This is a genomic window from Rahnella ecdela (assembly GCF_019049625.1).
Classification (GTDB): domain Bacteria; phylum Pseudomonadota; class Gammaproteobacteria; order Enterobacterales; family Enterobacteriaceae; genus Rahnella; species Rahnella ecdela.
The window spans coordinates 293,131-310,960 of sequence record NZ_JAFMOY010000132.1 but is presented as its reverse complement, the minus strand read 5'-3'; the positions used below and the strand labels follow the sequence as shown (position 1 = coordinate 310,960).

The window sequence follows — 17,830 nt, the reverse complement described above, 5'->3', positions numbered from 1 at the left end:
TAGTTTCTGACCTTAAAACATGCCTCGTTATAAGACAAGTTTCCATAGCCGGAGTTTCAACGAATTGATATCCTTGTACCCTGTTGCGCTTAAACGGTTCATCAATGGCTGAACCATCGACTGCTCAAGTTGTCGGAAACCTGACACTTCCCTTAAAATAGTTACAGTAAACGAGTTAAGCGCGCGTAAAGGAGACAAGGTGTCGGATAAAAATTTTTCCATAGGGTCACGTATGATCAAAGTCCGTTTGCTAAGTGCCGCAGTGTTGATGACCATGTTCACCTCATCTGCCTGGGCTTTTTCTATAGATGATGTTGCCAAACAAGCGAAGGCATTAGCCGATAAAGGTTACGAAGCGCCGAAAAGCAATCTTCCGTCTCAGTTCCGCGATCTCAAATTCGCAGATTACCAACAAATTCAATTCAATCATGATAAAGCGTACTGGAAAAACCTGAATACGCCTTTCAAGCTTGAGTTTTATCATCAGGGTATGTACTTCGATACGCCGGTTAAAATCAATGAAGTGACGGCGAACTCGGTCAAAGAAATCAAATACAGCCCGGACTACTTCAACTTTGGCAACGTCAAACATGACGCTGACTCAGTGAAAAACCTCGGTTTTGCTGGTTTCAAAGTGCTTTATCCGATCAATAAAGCCGACAAAGATGATGAAATTATGAGTGTGCTGGGTGCCAGCTACTTCCGCGTCATCGGTAAAGGTCAGGTTTATGGATTGTCTGCCCGTGGTCTGGCGATCGACACGGCTCTGGCTTCAGGCGAAGAATTCCCGCGTTTCCGCGAATTCTGGATCGAACGCCCAAATCCGGATGAAAAACATTTAGTCATTTATGCGTTGCTGGATTCTCCACGTGCAACCGGTGCTTATCGTCTGGACGTTTATCCGGGCAAAGAAGCCACGGTAGACGTGCAGTCTCAGGTTTATCTGCGCGACAAAGTGGGCAAACTGGGTGTGGCTCCATTAACCAGCATGTTCCTGTTTGGCGCGAATCAGCCTTCACCGGTACTGAATTATCGTCCGGCATTGCATGATTCCAACGGTCTGTCGATTCACGCCGGTAACGGTGAATGGATCTGGCGTCCGCTGAACAATCCGAAACACCTTGCGGTCAGCCAGTTCTCAATGGAAAACCCGAAAGGCTTCGGTCTGCTGCAACGTGGTCGCAGCTTCTCCAACTTCGAAGATTTGGACGATCGCTACGATTTGCGTCCGAGCGGTTGGGTTGAGACCAAAGGCGACTGGGGTAAAGGTAAAGTTGAGCTGGTAGAAATTCCGACGGCTGATGAAACCAACGACAACATCGTTGCATTCTGGACGCCGGATCAATTGCCTGATGCAGGCAAACCGCTGAGTCTGAACTATCGTTTACACTTCACCCGTGAAGAAGAGAAGTTACATTCTCCTGATCTGGCATGGGTTGAACGGACTATGCGTTCTACCGGTGATGTGAAACAGTCGAACCTGATCCGTGAGCCAGATGGCAGCGTTGCCTTCCTGGTTGACTTTGTGGGTCCGAATCTCAAAGCACTGAAGAGCGACACTCCGGTGGCGTCTCAGGTCAGCGTTGGTGACAACGGTGATCTGGTTGAAAACTCCGTCCGCTATAATCCTGTGACTAAAGGCTGGCGTCTGACGCTGCGCCTCAAAGTGAAGGATCCGAAGAAAGCGATCGAAATGCGCGCTTCTCTGGCCAATGGCGACAAAACTCTGAGTGAAACCTGGAGCTATCAGCTGCCTGCAAATGAATAAGTCAACGCACTCTACTCAAGATTATGTAGAAGCTTTGCCGCTTACTGAAGAACAGAAAGCGGCGCTCACTCAGCAGCTTCCCGTTGCTGAAGAGCAGGCTTTTGCAACCGTCCATCACCGCTTAGGCGGTGATGTGTCGGCCACCGTCGATGCTGCCGATCCTGATGCCCCTCTGGTATCAGTTAAAGCCCGCGTCAGCGCAAGCTGGCCAGATGCCCGGGAGAAGGGCACTCTGGACGAAGTCGATAACGAAGGTCGTACTATCGCCAGCGCCATGCCGCCGGTTAAGCGTTCCAGCATGTTCCCTGATGTCTGGCGGACCAACCCGGTCGGGCGTTTCTGGGATAACCTGATGGGTCGCAGTGCGGCTTCCCGTCACCGTGCCTCAGAAATGCCTGAGTCCGAAAAGCGCTGGCGTCATGCCGGTTCTGTTCGTCGTTACATCCTGCTTATCCTGATGTTGGTGCAGACGGCGATTGCTACCTGGTATATGAAAACCATTCTGCCTTATCAGGGCTGGGCGCTCATCGACCCGAGCGATATGCTGAATCAGGACTGGCAACAGTCGGTTCTGCAATTGCTGCCTTACGTCTTACAGACCGGGATTCTGGTGCTGTTCGCGATCCTTTTCTGCTGGGTTTCGGCCGGATTCTGGACCGCACTGATGGGCTTTTTGCAATTGCTCATCGGGCGCGACAAATACAGCATTACGGCATCGACCAAAGGCAATGAACCGCTGAATCCGAACAACCGGACTGCGCTGATCATGCCGATTTGTAACGAAGACGTGGAGCGCGTTTTCGCGGGTCTTCGTGCAACGTATGAATCAGTGAAAGCCACGGGCGACCTCGATCAGTTCGATATATATGTGCTGAGCGACAGTTACGATCCGGATATCTGCGTAGCGGAACAAAAAGCCTGGATGGAAGTGTGCCGCGATGTTGAAGGTCACGGACGCATCTTCTATCGCCGTCGCCGTCGCCGCGTGAAACGTAAAAGCGGAAACATCGATGACTGGTGCCGTCGCTGGGGTGGGGAATATGCCTATATGGTTATTCTCGATGCCGACAGCGTCATGAGTGGCGAATGTCTGACAGGTCTTGCCCGTCTGATGGATGCCAATCCGAACGCCGGTATTATTCAGTCTGCGCCAAAAGCGTCAGGTATGGATACGCTGTATGCGCGTTGTCAGCAATTTGCGACCCGCGTTTACGGCCCGTTGTTTACTGCCGGTCTGCACTTCTGGCAACTGGGCGAATCTCACTACTGGGGTCACAACGCGATTATCCGCGTGAAGCCGTTCATCGAACACTGCGCGCTGGCGCCATTGCCAGGTGAAGGTTCATTTGCCGGTTCCATCATGTCTCATGACTTTGTAGAAGCTGCGCTGATGCGCCGTGCAGGCTGGGGCGTGTGGATTGCTTATGATCTGCCGGGCAGTTACGAAGAGTTACCGCCAAACCTGCTGGATGAGCTGAAACGCGACCGCCGCTGGTGTCACGGTAACCTGATGAATTTCCGTTTGTTCCTGGTTAAAGGGATGCACCCGGTTCACCGTGCGGTGTTCCTGACCGGCGTAATGTCTTATCTTTCTGCTCCGTTGTGGTTTACGTTCCTTGCCTTGTCTACGGCACTGCAGGTCGTCCATACGCTGATGGAACCGCAATACTTCCTGCAGCCGCGGCAGTTGTTCCCGGTGTGGCCGCAGTGGCGTCCTGAACTGGCGATAGCCCTGTTCTCGACCACCATGGTATTGCTCTTCCTGCCGAAACTGCTGAGTATCGTGCTTATCTGGGCTAAGGGCGCGAAAGAGTTTGGCGGTGCATTCCGTCTGCTGGTTTCGATGTTCCTTGAAATGCTGTTTTCGGTTCTGCTGGCTCCTGTACGCATGTTGTTCCACACCGTTTTCGTGGTCAGCGCGTTCCTGGGCTGGGAAGTAGTCTGGAACTCACCGCAGCGTGATGATGATGACACGCCGTGGGGCGAAGCCTTTAAACGTCATGGATCACAGCTGTTGCTGGGGGCTGTCTGGGCTGCCGGTATGGCATGGCTGGACTTGCGTTTCCTGTGGTGGCTGGCGCCAATCGTCTTCTCCCTGATCCTTTCGCCGATTGTTTCGGTGCTGTCGAGCCGTGCAACGCTCGGGATTAAGAGTAAACGAGCCAAGCTGTTCCTGATCCCGGAAGAGTACAATCCTCCGCGTGAACTGGTGGCGACTGAAGAATACCTGACGCTTAACCGCGAACGTAAGCTGCAGCATGGCTTCATGCACGCGGTATTTGATCCGGGCTTCAATGCACTGGCAACGGCGATGGCAACGTCCCGTCACCTGTTGCGTGATACCGTTGAAAACGGTCGTCGTGCTCATCTGGAACATGCGCTGAAAACCGGTCCGAAGGATCTGGGTAAAGCGGATCGTCTGATTTTGCTCAGTGATCCGGTGCTGATGGCGCGTTTACACTCCGCGGTGTGGACGCAACCGGACCAGCAGGCATGGGGCGCTTATTACAACCAGCTGCCGCGTAACGTGCAGGCATTCCCTGTCACTCAGACGCTGGAAGTAAAACCTGCCTGACTGACAGTGCAGGGATAAAAACGGGCAGTATGTGCAAACATACTGCCCGTTTTCTTTATGCGCGAAGACAGGTACTCTTTAGCAGATTAGGTCGTAAATTTTACCTCCCCTTAACATCAAGGGGGCAACGTGCGTGCTAAGCTGACAGCGCAATTTTGCGCTAAAGAGCGTGCTTCTTTTGATTGATTCGACAGGTAGTGTGAGTGATTAATCGGTTTGTTTTTCGCGGGTGTGTGCTGGCGGTACTGAGTCTTCTGCTGGCCGGATGCGGCAGTATCATCAGCCGTACCGTGCCGGGGCAGGGCCACGGTAACCAGTATTATCCCGGCGTGCAGTGGGATTTACGTGACAGCCCGTGGCGCTATGTCACCGTCATTGACGTGCCTTTATCAATGATTGTTGACACCTTTATGCTGCCGGTTGATGCGCGCCACGGGCCTTACGAATAAGCCTGAATCCGCAATCTTAGTCGATATCGCGTCCGGGATACTCGTCTTCATCATCCCATTCTTCTGCTGCCGCTTCGCCTTCTTCGGTATCAAGCTGCGGCTCGTGCTGGAATTCGCCTTCATCCCATTCATATAACGTGGCTTCGTCATCCCACTCTTCTTCGAGTTCTATCTGATCATAGTCCTCGTCAAAGATGGCCTGTGCTGCCGCACCGCTGCGGAAAGTCAGCGCGTCGACCGCTTCACCTTCACCGGTGAGAAACTCTGCCTGCCACATGATATCGCCATCCTGCATGATGTATTTTTGCAGGTTGAACTGATCCGGAACGGGCTCTTCATCGCCCTGGATCCTGTCTTGCGCAGCTTCGAGAAATTCTTCGCGGGCGGCATCAATAGCTTCTTCAAGCGTTGCGTACATGCTCATTGTTGTCTCCTGAGTTGAAAGGGAAATAGGGGTGAAGCAAATAGCGTTATTAATGAACAAGTAACAGCCATCTGACAGTGAAAAACCTGATTAAATGATTGTTGTCGATAACTGACAGGATGCAAGTTTTCAGACCAAATCAGTCGTATTTTTTCTGCTATTCTCATTTTCTTGCAGGTGACATTCATTAGATAAAAGGGGTGATGGGGCAAATGGTTTCACGACATGCAGTTCTGCGGGTGGCGCGCCCGACGGATAATCTTGAGCCGTTAGCGCGTATGTATTGTGAGGGGCTGGGCTTCGAAGAAATTGGTAGTTTCAGCGATCATCAGGGCTTTGATGGCGTGCTGGTGGGACATCCGCATCATCACTACCATCTGGAATTTACGCATCACCACGGCACTTTAGTCGGGCGGGCACCGACGCAGGACAATCTTCTGGTGTTCTATATCCCGGATGACGGGGAATGGCAGAGTCAGTGCCGGCGGATGTCAGAAGCGGGCTTTATCGCCGTACCGTCTTTTAATCCGTACTGGGATGAATGCGGTAAAACCTTTGAGGATATGGATGGTTACCGCGTGGTTCTGGCGCTGCGTGACTGGACAGCCTAAGGCAAATGTCAGCACAAACCTTGCAACGCCTGTCAGGTGCTAATCAGCCATAGCCTGTTTAGGTCGGCGTTGCAGACACCAGTATGAATATCCTGCATTGAACAGCACCACCATCGCCGTGACAAAAAATACCGTACGGAATCCATAACTGGCAGATACCGCCGCGCCCAGTAACGGACCTGTGACATTCCCGACATCGCGGAAAGACTGGTTATAGCTGAATACGCGTCCGGCAACCTGATTGGTGCAGTTATAAATCAGCAGAGTCTGTACGGCGGGAAGCAGTGCGCCATCGCAGGCACCGAGGAGGAAGCGCAAAATACCTAATTGTAATGGCGTCTGGACAAAAGCCATCGGGATTAACAGCAGCACTGACAGCGCCAGCATCGCCACCAGAATACGCTCCGGACCGATCCGGTCACCGAGCTTGCCTAAACGGGGCGCACTCATCAGTGCTGCCACACCGGGCACCGAGGCAATCATGCCGCTGATGAACGCCAGGTTTTGTGTATTACCCGCCAGTTCACGAACATACAGCGTCAGGATCGGGGCAATTGAGCCGGTCGCAATCTGAATAATCAGCGTAGTGACGAACAGACATAACACCAGCTTGGGATTTTTTAACGAAGCGAAAACCTGCTTACGGTTGAGCATGTCCTTTTTGTTCACCGGCACGAACTGCTCGCGGATGAAATACAGCGTCATCAGAAAACACAGAAACAATACACAGGCGGTAATGAAAAACACCGGACGTAAACCGTAGCTGTCGGCGAGTAATCCCCCGACCAGCGGGCCAATCAGTGCGCCACTGACGGCGCCGGTAGACAGAGTTCCCAACGCCCAGCCGCTTTTATTGCGCGGAATTTGTGTGGCGATCAGCGCATTGGCATTAGGGACGAATCCGCCAAGCAGTCCGAGTAATGCGCGCAGAACCAGAAACTGCCAGATATTTTGCGCGAAGCCCATCAGCGCCATGACAATCGCCATGCCCAGCGCAGAACGCAGCAGCATGATCTTACGGCCTTTACGGTCGGCGAGTCCGCCCCAGAAAGGTGAAGCGATAGCGGAAAACAGGAAGGTAATACTGAAAACCAGCCCCGACCACATATTCAGGGATTCATGGCCGGTAACGCCGAGAGTTTCTATATACAGAGGCAGGAACGGCATGATCAGGCTGAATGCGGCACCGGTCAGGAAGCAGCCAATCCAGGCAACATACAGATTACGTTTCCAGTTTATAGGGGCTGGTGCGATTTCAGGTTCAGGTGCCGGAGTCATAAAATACCGAAAAAGGAGGTCAGGTTCGCTCTGGAATGACAGACGGAAACAAGGCAGAGCACAAGTAACAATCAATTGGCATGATAATTATGCGCCTAATTATCATTCACTTCAATGATGTTAATGAACTGTAACAAGAAGAACTAAAATACAGGTTTAAAAAAAACAGGGAGTGAAGAAGATCAAGCGAAAGGAGGAAAACTCAAAAAAAACGGTCAGCAACGAGGCTGACCGAGACAGACACAGATTTAAAACAGACCAACATGACGCAAAAAATCGGACGATTAACGCAGGGCTTCGTTTTTCATAACGGAGTAACGGCCGCTGCCCAGGAACATGATCACCAGACCGCCGAAGAAGTACAGGGCTTCACTTTCCAGACCCCATGCACCCACTTCTGTCGTGGTAAAGAACTTGCCGGCGACCACCAGGAATACAGCGACTAAAATATTGAAAGCCATCACCAGCGCAGCAGGACGGGTGAGAATACCTAAAATAATCAGCACCGGAGCAATCACTTCACCGATGTAGGCGCCATAAGCGATGAAACCCGGCAGACCGTCTGCCTGCAACATCTGGGCTATCCAGCCAACGCCGTTTTCCATTTTTGCCACGCCGTGGAATAGAATCAGAATACCAAAAGTCAGACGTAACAGCAGTTTACCGAAATCCTGATGATCAATCGCGCGGGTAAAAGAAGCGTTCAGTTTAGCCAACATAATGTGTTCCTTTTGAAGGTAATATGCCCGGGTGCAGGCAGCGGGTCACGCGGCTCCAAAAGAGTGGAGTAATCACGTGGAGAAATTATGCTGAGAGTATTGGCCTAAACGGGACGGGATAAAATCAGATAACTTTGAAGAAGTCTGTCAAAAAAATTGTCGAAAAAAATCAAAAAACCGGCAGAGCCTGAGCCCGACCGGTTTTTATTGCCTATCGCTTAACGCTAATCGCTAAGGGCTTTATAGAGCGAAGGTTCGCCTTGCGGACGCGTTTTAAAGCGGCGGTGTAGCCACATGTATTGCTCCGGCGCCTGGCGGATTTCGTTTTCCACCACTTTGTTCATATATGTCGCGGCGACAACTTCATCATCAAGCGGGAAGTCGGCCACCTGAGGATGAATGATCATCTCATAGCCTTTACCACCAGCCAGACGGCGCGGGGTAAACGGTATAATGGCCGGTTTGCCCATTCGCGCCAGCAGGTAAGTGCCGGTCGTGGTGGCGGCTTTATCCACCGCAAAGAAAGGGACAAACACGCTGGCGCGCGGGCCGTAATCGTGATCTGGCGCATACCAGATAATGTCACCCTGCTTAAGGCTGCGGATCATGCCTTTCAGGTCTTTGCGGTCGAGCATACCTTTGTTCGAACGCATACGGCCTTTGGTCTGGATCCAGTCCATCAGCTTATTATCGTGCGGACGGTAAACGCCTACGCCCGGATTATGAATACCGAAAATGCGGGCACCCAGTTCCAGCGTCAGGAAATGCACGCCAATCAGCAGCACGCCCTGTTTGTTGTCACGCGCGCGTTGAATATGTTCCAGTCCGCTGACTTTAAACCAGCGCTCAATACGCCAGTCAGGCCAGAACCAGGCCATGCCGGTTTCAAATAAACCCATTCCCACGGATTCAAAATTTTTCACCACCATATCTTCGCGCTGTTCCGGATGCATGTCCGGGAAACATAATTCGATATTACGTTGCGCGATTTTATAGCGACGTTTGAGAAAACGCATAGAGAAGCGGCCCAGTCCGGTGCCAATTCGATAAATGACCGGATAAGGTAATAAGACCAGCGCATACAGCAATCCCAGACCAAGCCAGGTCAGCCAATATCGTGGGTGTAGCAACGAACGGTTAAAGGTGGGTACCTGAGTCATAGATTCTCTGCGTCAATCAATCGAAGTAGAAAGTTTATAAGCTCTGTCTAATGCAGCAGCCTGCCACAGAAATACGTCCATATTTCAACAGGAAATAAAGGTCATCCGTAATTTTTCGCAGCAAAGTGAAACATTGTGGCATTTTTTTTGTATGAGGTGAAAGCTAACGGCACTAATACCTCATTTTATTTATGGATTGGATGAATGAATAACAAGTTGGTTTTTTATGTACTCATCCGTTTTTGCCACAGTATCTGACGCTTCAAATATCAGTACAGAAACGGTTTTTGTCAATGAAACAGGCAGCCCTGAAGGCTGCCTGTTGCGCTTTTGTGACTGAGAGATTATTCCGGCAGGAACAGACCTTTCAGCCCGTGGGGTTCACTGCGCCAGTATTGTTTCGGTGCTGAGACTTTGGCACCCAGTTTTGCGGCGGCATGCCACGGCCAGCGCGGGTTGTATAAAATGCCACGTGCGAGAGCAATCATATCCGCCTGACCGGTGCCGATAATCGCTTCTGCCTGTTCCGGTTCGGTGATAAGACCTACAGCGATCACCGGCATTTTCACATAGCGCTTGATGCCATCAGCGAAAGGCACCTGATAGTTCGGGCCCACCGCGATTTTCTGATGCGGGCTCAGGCCGCCGCTGGACACGTGAATGTAGCTGCAACCCAGTTCATCCAGCGCTTTTGCCAGTTCGATAGACTGTTCCAGATCCCAGCCTCCGTCCACCCAGTCAGTCGCGGAAATACGCACACCAATGGGTTTTTCAGCCGGGAATTCGGCGCGGATTTCCTGGAAGATTTCCAGCAGCAGTCGCATACGATTTTCCAGTGAACCGCCGTACTGATCTGTGCGCTGGTTTGAAAGCGGTGACAGGAACTGATGCAGCAGATAACCATGCGCACCGTGTAGTTCGAGCAGGTCAAAGCCCAGACTGTCCGCGCGGCGGACGGTTTCCACATACGCTTTTTTCAGTTCATCAATACGCGCCAGAGACATCGCTTCCGGCGCTTCAGTACCTTCGGCAAAGGCTACGGCGGAAGGCGCGACGGTTTGCCAGCCTCCGGCAGATTGTGCTATTTGCGCACCCCCGTTCCACGGCGCAGCGCAGGAAGCCTTGCGGCCGGCATGTCCGAGTTGCAGACCCAGCGGCATATTGCTGTTGGCACGCAGGCCGGTAACCAGGTCTTTCATCGCCGCTTCAGTGGCATCGTCCCATAACCCTAAATCCTCAGCAGAAATACGTCCTGCGGCTTCAACGGCGGTGGCTTCAAGGATAAGCAGACCTGCGCCGGAGAAGGACAGCTGGCCCAGATGGGCATGATGCCAGGCAGTGGCTTTCCCCTCATCGGAGGAATACTGGCACATCGGGGCGATCACAATGCGGTTTTCCAGCGTCAGGTTGCCTAAGGTAATCGGTTCAAAAAGCTTACTCATATTTCATGCCCCTTAAAATTCAGCGTGGTGAAGAGTTCACAAGGATGGGTAACATCTAAGGATAGGTTATCCCATTTAAAATAAAGGCAATGCGCAGCAGGTGTTTTTCTTAGGACGAATTTGCAACGGAAGATGTCCTTGTTGTTGCTTTAATGTATAATCTTGCCGCTTCAAAAGTAGCTATTCGGTATTTAATAGTTAAATTCCCCTGAAAGACAGGAACGTACACCATGCCAGTGTTACATAACCGTATTTCTAATGAGGAACTCAGGGCGCGCATGTTGGCTGAAACCGAGCCACGCACCACCGTTTCTTTTTATAAGTATTTCCAGCTCGAAGACCCGAAAACCTTCCGTGATGCTTTGTATGTCAGCCTGACACGCCTTAACGTGTTTGGTCGTATTTACGTGGCAAAAGAAGGGATTAACGCGCAAATCAGCGTGCCGCAAAGCAAGTTTGAAGCGTTCAAAACTGAGCTGTTTTCCAGCCATCAGGCGCTGGATCAAATTCGTCTGAACGTGGCGCTGGAAGACGACGGCAAATCCTTCTGGGTGCTGCGTCTCAAAGTGCGTGACCGCATCGTGGCGGACGGGATTGATGATGACTCTTTCGATCCGTCGAACGTGGGTGAGTACCTGAAAGCCGAACAGGTTAACGCCATGATTGACGATCCGGGCACGCTGTTTGTGGATATGCGAAACCACTACGAATACGAAGTGGGGCATTTCGACAAAGCAATAGAAGTGCCATCCGATACCTTCCGCGATCAGCTGCCAATGGCCGTTGATATGCTTAAAGAAGACAAAGACAAAAAAATCGTGATGTATTGCACAGGTGGGATCCGCTGTGAAAAAGCCAGTGCCTACATGCTGCATAACGGTTTTAAGAATGTGTATCACGTCGAAGGCGGGATTATCGAATACGCACGCCGTGCGAAAGAGCAGGGCTTACCGGTCAAATTTAAAGGCAAAAACTTTGTCTTTGATGAGCGTATGGGTGAGCGCATTTCTGACGATGTGATAGCGCATTGCCATCAGTGTGGCGAAGCGTGTGACAATCACACCAACTGCAAAAATGACGGCTGCCATTTGCTGTTTATTCAGTGCCCGACGTGTGCGGCGAAGTTTGACGGCTGTTGCAGCGAAATCTGCATGACCGAACTGAAACTGCCGGTGGAAGAACAGCGTGCGCTGCGCGCTGGCCGTGAAAATGGCATTAAGATTTTCAACAAGTCCAAAGGCCTGTTGCAAACCACCATGCACATTCCGGCGCCGGAAAACGACTGACCGGTATCTGAGTAACAAATAGCCCTGAACGGCCATCGCTGTTCAGGGCTTTTTTACTGGCGCAGTGAATTACTTTTCCTGTACGCCTTCGACTGAAAGGATCAGCTCGACGTTTTGCGATGCCGGGCCGAGATCGGTAGTGATCCCGTAATCCTTCAGCGCGATAGTACCTGCTGCTTCAAAACCTGCGCGGTAGCCGCCCCACGGATCCTTGCCCTGACCGAGCAATTTGGCCTGAAGTGTCAGTGGTTTGGTGACGCCGTTCAGCGTGAAATCGCCGGTCACGGCCAGATTTTCACCTTCTTTTTTCACTGACGTTGATTTGAATGTGGCCTGCGGATGCTTGCTGACATTCAGGAATTCAGCGCTGCGCAGATGTTTATCGCGTTCGGCATGATTGGTGAACACGCTGGTGGTATTAATGGTCACATTCACTTTATCCGCTGCGGGATCTTTCTCGTCAAACGTGAATCCGCCGTCGAAATCGTTAAAGCTGCCGTAAAGCCAGCTGTAACCTAAATGCTTGATACGAAATTCGATAAAGGCGTGCTGACCTTCTTTATCGATTTTGTAATTTGCTGCGCTGGCGGAACCGGCAGCCAGTAACAGGGAGGCCAGCGTCAGGCCCAGAGTGGTCTTTTTCAACATACTTATTCTCCATGTATTTTTAAAAAACAAATCACAAAAGTGAACGACAGAAAGTGATCAGTTCAGCGACCGGACATGCGCGTCAGGGTGCTGTCCCGGTCAATGAAATGATGTTTAAGCGCCGCAAGCGCGTGGAACGCTGAGACAATCACGATGCCCCACGCCATCCATAAATGCAGCGTGCCCGCGATGTCTGCCTGCTGATCTAACCCGAACAGCGTCGCAGGGAGTTCAAACCAGCCGAAGACGCTGACGGCCTGACCTTCAGCAGTCGAAATGAGATAGCCGCTGATCAGAATGCCGAACAGGCCGTTAAACAAAAGAACGTGGGCAAGCCACGCGCCGATCCGCGTTTTAGCGCTGTAGCTTTCAAGTGGTGCAGGCGGCGGAGAAATAAATCGCCAGACCAGACGAAATACCATGGCAATAAACACCAGCACGCCAATACTTTTATGTATTTCCGGTGCACGGTGATACCAGGTGTCGTAATAACCCAGTCCGACCATCCACAATCCCAGCGCAAATAATCCGTAAACGGCCAGTGCAATAATCCAGTGCAGGATCACCGAAATATGACCGAAACGGACAGGCGTATTTTTCCACAACATAATCGGGCATTCCCAATAAAGGCTTTTATGAAAATTAAACATTTAGAAACATTCTGGCAAACTATTATTTTCAAAACAGGTGATTAATTCAACTCTTTCATTATTTTTGATTGTCTTTAGCTAATCTTATTCAATGCTTTCGTTTTAACTGCCGGGGTATTCGGTTTTTTCATCAAGATCCAGTGCTGCAAAGGGTTTGTCAGGTTTTGTCATCGACGGTAAAGTTTGTTTTGGTTCTAAAAATTTGAGTAAAAATTATAATTTCAACCGTGATTAATAATATCTGATGCTTTTGATTTCAGGTTTTGAATGACGGGGAATTCTGAATAACGTCATGTTTATGCCGTAAACACTAAATGTTTCTTAAATAAAGCGTAAAGACTTTTAGGGTTTTGTGCAGACCTGATCGAGATCAGCTTATGCAATCAGATGATATTTATAATCCTTTTTAATTATGATTCGGAATATTTTTATTATCTTATATTTGATGTTTCCTGATGAGGTTTCTTTCCCTGAATTCAAAGAAAGCGGCATCCGGCATCACATGGAGAGTGACACTATGTTTACTGCAACAAAATGGTTTACTGCAACAAAATGGTTTACTGCAATAAAACGTTTTGCCGCCATTCCGGTACTGCTGACATTATTTATCACCCCGCAGGCGGTGCATGCGGCGCAGCCTCTGCCGGTGGTGACAACTGTCACCATCGAAACCGGTGCTGACGGCGCGAGCCGTACTTATCTCGGGCGTCTTGAAGCCGTTCAGGCGGTGAATATCACCAGCCGGACGGAAGGATTTATTGCCCGCCGGGCCTTTGAAGAAGGGCAGTTCGTGAATGCCGGCGATGTGCTGTACGAAATTGAACCGGCTTTACACAAGGCCGCTGTTGCTCAGGCAAAGGCCCAACTCGACAGTGCCAATGCGACAGCCCGTCACGCCCAGACGCATCTCAACCGAATTCAGCGTCTTGGAGATGCCCGCACGGTGAGTCAGTCTGATGTCGATACGGCGCTCGCCGCACGTGATACCGCCCGCGCAGCCGTGGCGCAGGCGCAGGCCGCTCTGAAAACTCAGGAACTTCAGCTCAGTTACACCCGAATTACAGCACCCATTTCAGGTCGTATAGGCGTGAGCCATTTTCATACCGGCAGTCTGGTCAGCCCGGCCAGCGGCGTCATGACAGAAATTGTGCAACTTGATCCCGTGCGTGTGGTGATTTCAGTAAACGAGCGTGATGTCCTGAGCGCCACTCATACCTGCGGCAATTTCGGGCAGGTTTTTTCTGACGCGCATATGGCGCTGTCCCTGCGTTTATCCGATGGTTCGCCTTATATGAAAACACCGGTCTTCGAGTCGCTGGGTAACCGCATCGAAGCGCAGACGGGGACGCTGCCGGTCAGGCTGACGGTCGCAAATCCGGATCATCGCTTATTGCCAGGCGGTACGGTGAATGTGACGGCGCAGCCGCGTAGCGGGGATCCGCTGCCGGTATTGCCCGCGCAGGCTTTGCAGCAAAACGCGACGGGCTATTTTGTTCTGCTGGTGAATGCTGAACAGCGCATCGAGGCGCGACCTGTGCGGCTTGGTGTGCAAACGTCTCACGGATATTTCGTGGCTGAAGGATTGCAGGGCGGAGAAAGCGTGGTGACGGAAGGGCTGCAATGGGTTCAGCCCGGCATGAAAGTCAATGCGCGTGGCGCATCTGATGCCCCGGCCTCCGCTGCGAAAAAAAGTTAAGGAACAACAATGCTCCAGCAATTTATCAAAAGACCCCGCTTTGCGGTGGTGATTGCGCTGGTGACAGCGCTGATTGGTGCCGTTGCACTGAAGGTTATCCCGGTTGAGCAGTATCCCGATATTACGCCGCCGGTGGTGTCAGTCAGTGCCACCTATCCGGGCGCCAGTGCGCGCGATGTGGCGGAATCTGTCGCTGCGCCGATTGAAGCGCAGGTCAACGGCGTCAGTAATATGCTGTATATGTCGTCGAACAGCGGCAATAACGGCAGCTACACGCTGACCATTACCTTTGCCAGTGGCACCGATCCGGACACCGCAGCCGTAGAAGTACAAAACCGTATTTCTCAGGTCAGCTCACGGCTTCCGCCGGAAGTGCTGAATACCGGTGTATCTGTGCGCAAACAGGCGTCCAATATTCTGATGGGGATCAGCCTGCTTTCCCCAGAAAATACGCACGACAAATTATTTATCAGTAACTTTGCCAGCATTCAGCTGCGCGATGCACTGGCGCGTGAGGATGGCGTGGGTGATGTCAGGGTTTTCGGTTCGCGCGACTACAGTATGCGTATCTGGCTGGACCCGCGGAAAATGGAAGCGCTGGATGTCAGCAGTATCGAAATCAGCGCCGCCATTCGTGAGCAAAATGTGCAGGCCGCCGCCGGGCAGATTGGTGCGTCGCCTAGCCCTTTAATGCAGCAGCAAACCCTGACTATCAGCGGTGCCGGACGTCTGAGTTCGCCGGAGGAGTTTGGCAATATCATCGTGCGCAAAAATGCCAACGGCGGGACGGTACGATTGCGCGATGTCGCGCGCATTGAACTGGGCGCGCAGGATTATCAGGTGAATGCCACGCTGAACCAGACGCCGTCGGCGTTCCTGTCGGTATATCCCGCGCCGGGAGCCAATGCGCTGAATGTAGCGAATGCGGTTCGCGAAGAAATGTCGCGTCAGTCACGTAATTTTCCTGACGACCTCACCTATGAAATCAAATTCGACTCGACCCGTTTTGTCAGCGCAACGCTTGATGAAATCGCGGTTTCACTGGTGCTGACTTTCATCGTTGTTCTGACAATTGTTTACCTTTTCCTGCAAAGCTTGCGGGCGACATTCATCGTCGCACTGACCATTCCGGTTTCTTTACTCGGCACGTTCGCCGTGCTCTACGCCTTTGGTTACTCCGCCAATACCTTGAGTCTGTTCGCCATTATTCTGGCGCTGACGGTGGTGGTCGATGATGCCATTGTGGTGGTTGAAAATGTCGAACGTCTGATGATGGAAGACCCGTCACTCGGTCGTGTTGCCGCCACCCGCAAAGCCCTGAAGCAAATTGCCGGCCCGGTGATTGCGACGACGGTGGTACTGCTGGCGGTCTTTGTCCCGATTGCGGTTTTGCCGGGCATTACCGGTGCTCTGTATCGCCAGTTTGCCGTAACACTTTCGGCCGCTGTGGTGCTTTCCAGTATCAATGCGCTGACGCTCACACCCGCGCTGTGCGCGACGCTGCTAAAATCTCGCCCGGAGAAACCTGCCCGTATTTTCTACCTCTTTAATCAGGGGCTCGACAGCGTGCGTGATGTGTATGTCAGCGCCACTGCGGGTCTGAGTAAACATGCGCTTACCAGCGTGGTGACAGTGCTGGTGATCGCCGGTGCGTGCGTGTGGGGCTACAACAGCCTGCCAAAATCATTTCTGCCGGATGAAGATCAGGGCTACTTCTTCGTAAATGTGCAGTTGCCTGATGGTGCGTCGCTTAACCGCACTGATGCAGTATTGAGCCAGATGCAGATCCTTCTTGAAAAAGACCCGGCGGTCGAAGATGTGATCGCCATTAGTGGTTTCAGCCTGATGAGTGGCGGCAGTGCGCCTAATACCGCCTTCGGTATTGTATTGCTCAAACCCTGGGGCGAGCGCAACGCGGTAGAACAGGTGATCGGACGACTGCAACCGGCAATGGCGGGTATTCCTTCCGCGATGATTATGGCGATAAATCCGCCCGCTATTTCCGGGCTGGGAACCGCTTCCGGACTGGACTTACGCCTTCAGGCATTGCAGGGACAATCCCCGCAGGAACTGGCAGAAATTGGTCGTTCGATAATCCAGACTGCCAATCAAAATCCGCAACTAAGCCGTGTCTTCACCACGTTCAGCGCCTCAGTGCCGGAAATTGCGTTAAGTGTGGATCGTGACCGCGCCGCAATGCTACAGGTGCCGGTTGGCCGGATTTTCTCTACATTACAGACGTCACTCGGCGGCGTGAATGTCAGTGACTTCATCATGAATAACCGTCTGTTTAACGTGCAGATGCAAAATGAAATGGAAGATCGTCAGCGCGCCGACCAGATTTCAACTCTGACCGTGCGCAGTGGTAACGGTTCTCTGGTCAGCCTGGGTAAAATGGTGAAACTTACGCCGTCACTGGGCGCGCCATTCATCACGCAGTACAACCAGTTTCCGTCGCTGGCCGTGAGCGGTTCGGCGGCGCCGGGCGTTAGTTCGGGCGAGGCGATGGCGCAGATGGAAAATATCCTCAGCGAAAAGTTACCGGCAGGATATGGCTATGAGTGGAGCGGAATGTCGTTGCAGGAAATTCAGGCGGGAGGGCAGGCAATCCTTATCTATGCCGCCGCACTTCTTTTTGCCTATCTGTTCCTGGTGGCGCAATACGAAAGCTGGAGCATTCCGCTGGTGGTCATGATTTCGGTTATTTTTGCGGTCTTTGGCGCTATCGGCGGTCTGCATTTAGCGGGATTAAGTAACGATGTCTATGCTCAAATTGGCATGGTGTTGCTCATCGGACTGGCCGCGAAAAACGCCATTCTGATCGTCGAGTTCTCGAAAGCGCGCAGGGAAGAGGGGGCAACTGTCCGCGAATCCGCGCAGGAAGGGGCGAAACAGCGTTTCCGTGCCGTTATGATGACAGCCATCTCCTTCATTCTTGGCGTATTACCTCTGGTGGTGGCGTCGGGGGCGGGAGCCATGAGCCGTCATATTATCGGTGTCACAGTGTTTAGCGGAATGTTGTTGTCCACTACGGCAGGCATCCTGTTTATCCCCGCGCTGTATGTTCATATCCAGCGTTTACGTGAGTGGGCGAAATCCCGTTAATGGCATAAGGGAGAGGAAT

The 17,830-nt window shown here is 51.9% G+C and carries 14 protein-coding genes; 7 read left to right on the top strand and 7 right to left on the bottom strand.

The window, feature by feature from the left end; genetic code table 11:
- Nucleotides 1-232 precede the first annotated feature (232 nt).
- From J1784_RS22205 to J1784_RS22195, 3 genes are all read left to right on the top strand, one after another.
- A complete protein-coding gene (locus J1784_RS22205) occupies nt 233-1,768 on the top strand; it encodes a glucan biosynthesis protein G (RefSeq protein ID WP_120134653.1) in 1,536 nt (511 codons plus the stop codon).
- A complete protein-coding gene (gene mdoH, locus J1784_RS22200) occupies nt 1,761-4,343 on the top strand; it encodes a glucans biosynthesis glucosyltransferase MdoH (RefSeq protein WP_217150990.1) in 2,583 nt (860 codons plus the stop codon). Before J1784_RS22205 ends, mdoH begins: the two co-directional genes overlap by 8 nt.
- Nucleotides 4,344-4,546: 203 nt before the next feature.
- Nucleotides 4,547-4,792 carry a YceK/YidQ family lipoprotein gene (locus tag J1784_RS22195; RefSeq protein WP_217150989.1) on the top strand — a complete coding sequence of 82 codons (246 nt, stop codon included), beginning with the start codon at nt 4,547-4,549 and terminating at the stop codon, nt 4,790-4,792.
- 16 nt (nt 4,793-4,808) lie between these two features.
- On the opposite strand, the gene J1784_RS22190 is transcribed toward J1784_RS22195, so the two are convergent.
- Nucleotides 4,809-5,216: a MysB family protein gene (locus tag J1784_RS22190; protein ID WP_217150988.1), complete on the bottom strand. Its 408-nt coding sequence runs from the start codon at nt 5,214-5,216 to the stop codon at nt 4,809-4,811.
- A gap of 212 nt (nt 5,217-5,428) precedes the next feature.
- Between J1784_RS22190 and J1784_RS22185 the strand changes: the two genes are divergently transcribed.
- Nucleotides 5,429-5,827, top strand: coding sequence for a VOC family protein (locus J1784_RS22185; protein WP_217150987.1), 399 nt, complete (start codon nt 5,429-5,431; stop codon nt 5,825-5,827).
- Between the two features lie 39 nt (nt 5,828-5,866).
- Here the strand turns inward: J1784_RS22185 and mdtG are convergent, their stop codons facing one another.
- The 4 genes from mdtG to J1784_RS22165 form a co-directional block, all read right to left on the bottom strand.
- Nucleotides 5,867-7,105: a multidrug efflux MFS transporter MdtG gene (gene mdtG / locus J1784_RS22180; RefSeq protein ID WP_217150986.1), complete on the bottom strand. Its 1,239-nt coding sequence runs from the start codon at nt 7,103-7,105 to the stop codon at nt 5,867-5,869.
- A gap of 284 nt (nt 7,106-7,389) precedes the next feature.
- Nucleotides 7,390-7,824 (bottom strand): DoxX family protein, encoded by a 435-nt coding sequence (locus J1784_RS22175; protein WP_217150985.1) that lies wholly within the window; start codon nt 7,822-7,824, stop codon nt 7,390-7,392.
- A 224-nt stretch (nt 7,825-8,048) separates the two neighbouring features.
- Nucleotides 8,049-8,984 (bottom strand): Kdo(2)-lipid IV(A) acyltransferase, encoded by a 936-nt coding sequence (locus tag J1784_RS22170; protein WP_217150984.1) that lies wholly within the window; start codon nt 8,982-8,984, stop codon nt 8,049-8,051.
- Nucleotides 8,985-9,328: 344 nt separating this feature from the next.
- On the bottom strand, nt 9,329-10,426 hold the full coding sequence (locus J1784_RS22165) for an NADH:flavin oxidoreductase/NADH oxidase (protein WP_217150983.1): 1,098 nt from the start codon (nt 10,424-10,426) through the stop codon (nt 9,329-9,331).
- 230 nt (nt 10,427-10,656) lie between these two features.
- Between J1784_RS22165 and trhO the strand changes: the two genes are divergently transcribed.
- Nucleotides 10,657-11,712, top strand: coding sequence for an oxygen-dependent tRNA uridine(34) hydroxylase TrhO (gene trhO, locus J1784_RS22160; RefSeq protein ID WP_217150982.1), 1,056 nt, complete (start codon nt 10,657-10,659; stop codon nt 11,710-11,712).
- A gap of 69 nt (nt 11,713-11,781) precedes the next feature.
- On the opposite strand, the gene J1784_RS22155 is transcribed toward trhO, so the two are convergent.
- Both J1784_RS22155 and J1784_RS22150 read right to left on the bottom strand, forming a co-directional pair.
- Nucleotides 11,782-12,360, bottom strand: coding sequence for a YceI family protein (locus J1784_RS22155; protein WP_217150981.1), 579 nt, complete (start codon nt 12,358-12,360; stop codon nt 11,782-11,784).
- A 62-nt stretch (nt 12,361-12,422) separates the two neighbouring features.
- Nucleotides 12,423-12,968, bottom strand: coding sequence for a cytochrome b (locus tag J1784_RS22150; RefSeq protein ID WP_217151158.1), 546 nt, complete (start codon nt 12,966-12,968; stop codon nt 12,423-12,425).
- A 559-nt stretch (nt 12,969-13,527) separates the two neighbouring features.
- Here J1784_RS22150 and J1784_RS22145 point away from each other — a divergent pair.
- Nucleotides 13,528-14,706, top strand: coding sequence for an efflux RND transporter periplasmic adaptor subunit (locus tag J1784_RS22145; RefSeq protein ID WP_217150980.1), 1,179 nt, complete (start codon nt 13,528-13,530; stop codon nt 14,704-14,706).
- Between the two features lie 9 nt (nt 14,707-14,715).
- Nucleotides 14,716-17,811 carry an efflux RND transporter permease subunit gene (locus tag J1784_RS22140; RefSeq protein WP_217150979.1) on the top strand — a complete coding sequence of 1,032 codons (3,096 nt, stop codon included), beginning with the start codon at nt 14,716-14,718 and terminating at the stop codon, nt 17,809-17,811.
- Nucleotides 17,812-17,830 lie beyond the last annotated feature (19 nt).